The organism is Paraburkholderia sp. SG-MS1 (assembly GCF_012275575.1).
Taxonomy (GTDB): Bacteria; Pseudomonadota; Gammaproteobacteria; order Burkholderiales; family Burkholderiaceae; genus Paraburkholderia.
This window is the reverse complement of record NZ_NPIH01000248.1, coordinates 1-1,709: the sequence shown is the minus strand read 5'-3', so window position 1 is coordinate 1,709 and position 1,709 is coordinate 1. Positions and strand designations below refer to the sequence as shown.

The window sequence follows — 1,709 nt, the reverse complement described above, 5'->3', positions numbered from 1 at the left end:
GTCAGGCTCCCCAGCAGCAACAGGAACCCCACCCCGAAAAGGTGGGGTTTCTGCGTTTACGGAAGGACTGAAATCCCTATATAAGTGAGAGCCTTAGGTTTGGGAGCGGTCAAGCAAGTCTTGACAATAAGCGGTTGTTCCCCCATAATCATCAGTTCTCTGCGGAGGGGTGCCCGAGTGGCTAAAGGGGGCAGACTGTAAATCTGTTGGCTTACGCCTACGTTGGTTCGAATCCAACCTCCTCCACCAGAATGCAAGTTGTAGCAGTTGTTGGGAATCCATGAATCCTTGCGGGTGTAGCTCAATGGTAGAGCAGAAGCCTTCCAAGCTTACGACGAGGGTTCGATTCCCTTCACCCGCTCCAGCAATACGGTAGTAGCGCCCATGTGGCTCAGTGGTAGAGCACTCCCTTGGTAAGGGAGAGGTCGGCAGTTCGATCCTGCCCATGGGCACCAGAAGTACTCGGTGATTGTTTGCGCCCGGCGCAACGTACGGAAAAATCCTCTTAGGAGTCGAAAATGGCCAAGGGTAAGTTTGAGCGGACCAAGCCGCACGTGAACGTCGGCACGATCGGTCACGTTGACCACGGCAAGACCACGCTGACGGCAGCGATCACGACGGTTCTGACGCAGAAGTTTGGCGGCGAAGCGAAGGCGTACGACCAGATCGACGCGGCGCCGGAAGAAAAGGCACGTGGTATCACGATCAACACGGCACACGTCGAGTACGAAACGGCTAACCGCCACTACGCACACGTCGACTGCCCGGGCCACGCTGACTATGTGAAGAACATGATCACGGGCGCAGCGCAGATGGACGGCGCGATCCTGGTGTGCTCGGCTGCAGACGGCCCGATGCCGCAAACGCGTGAGCACATCCTGCTGGCGCGTCAGGTTGGCGTTCCGTACATCATCGTATTCCTGAACAAGTGCGACATGGTGGACGACGCTGAACTGCTGGAACTCGTCGAGATGGAAGTTCGCGAACTTCTGTCGAAGTACGACTTCCCGGGCGACGACACGCCGATCATCAAGGGTTCGGCCAAGCTGGCGCTGGAAGGCGACAAGGGCGAGCTGGGCGAAGTGGCGATCATGAGCCTGGCCGACGCGCTGGACACGTACATCCCGACGCCGGAGCGCGCGGTTGACGGTTCGTTCCTGATGCCGGTGGAAGACGTGTTCTCGATCTCGGGTCGTGGCACGGTGGTGACGGGTCGCGTTGAGCGCGGTATCGTCAAGGTCGGCGAAGAAATCGAAATCGTCGGTATCAAGCCGACGGTGAAGACGACCTGCACGGGCGTGGAAATGTTCCGCAAGCTGCTCGACCAGGGTCAGGCAGGCGACAACGTGGGCATCCTGCTGCGCGGCACGAAGCGTGAAGACGTGGAGCGTGGCCAGGTTCTGGCGAAGCCGGGTTCGATCAACCCGCACACGCACTTCACGGCTGAAGTGTACGTGCTGAGCAAGGACGAAGGTGGGCGTCACACGCCGTTCTTCAACAACTATCGTCCGCAGTTTTACTTCCGTACGACGGACGTGACGGGCTCGATCGAGTTGCCGAAGGACAAGGAAATGGTCATGCCGGGCGACAACGTGTCGATCACGGTGAAGCTGATCAACCCGATCGCGATGGAAGAAGGTCTGCGCTTCGCAATTCGCGAAGGCGGCCGTACGGTCGGCGCTGGTGTGGTTGCCAAGATCCTCGAGTAA

The 1,709-nt window shown here is 58.8% G+C and carries 1 protein-coding gene and 3 tRNA genes; all 4 read left to right on the top strand.

Annotation, left to right across the window (positions count from 1 at the left end; all coding sequences use genetic code 11):
- The first annotated feature begins 163 nt into the window (after positions 1 to 163).
- The 4 genes from CIC12_RS24910 (at position 164) to tuf (ending at position 1,709) form a co-directional block, all read left to right on the top strand.
- Positions 164 to 249: transfer RNA gene (locus CIC12_RS24910), tRNA-Tyr, on the top strand.
- Positions 250 to 290: 41 nt separating this feature from the next.
- Positions 291 to 364 (top strand) — tRNA-Gly (locus tag CIC12_RS24905).
- 16 nt (positions 365 to 380) lie between these two features.
- Positions 381 to 455 (top strand) — tRNA-Thr (locus tag CIC12_RS24900).
- Positions 456 to 518: 63 nt separating this feature from the next.
- Positions 519 to 1,709, top strand: a complete 1,191-nt coding sequence (tuf, locus tag CIC12_RS24895; RefSeq protein ID WP_121315898.1) for an elongation factor Tu — start codon at positions 519 to 521, stop codon at positions 1,707 to 1,709.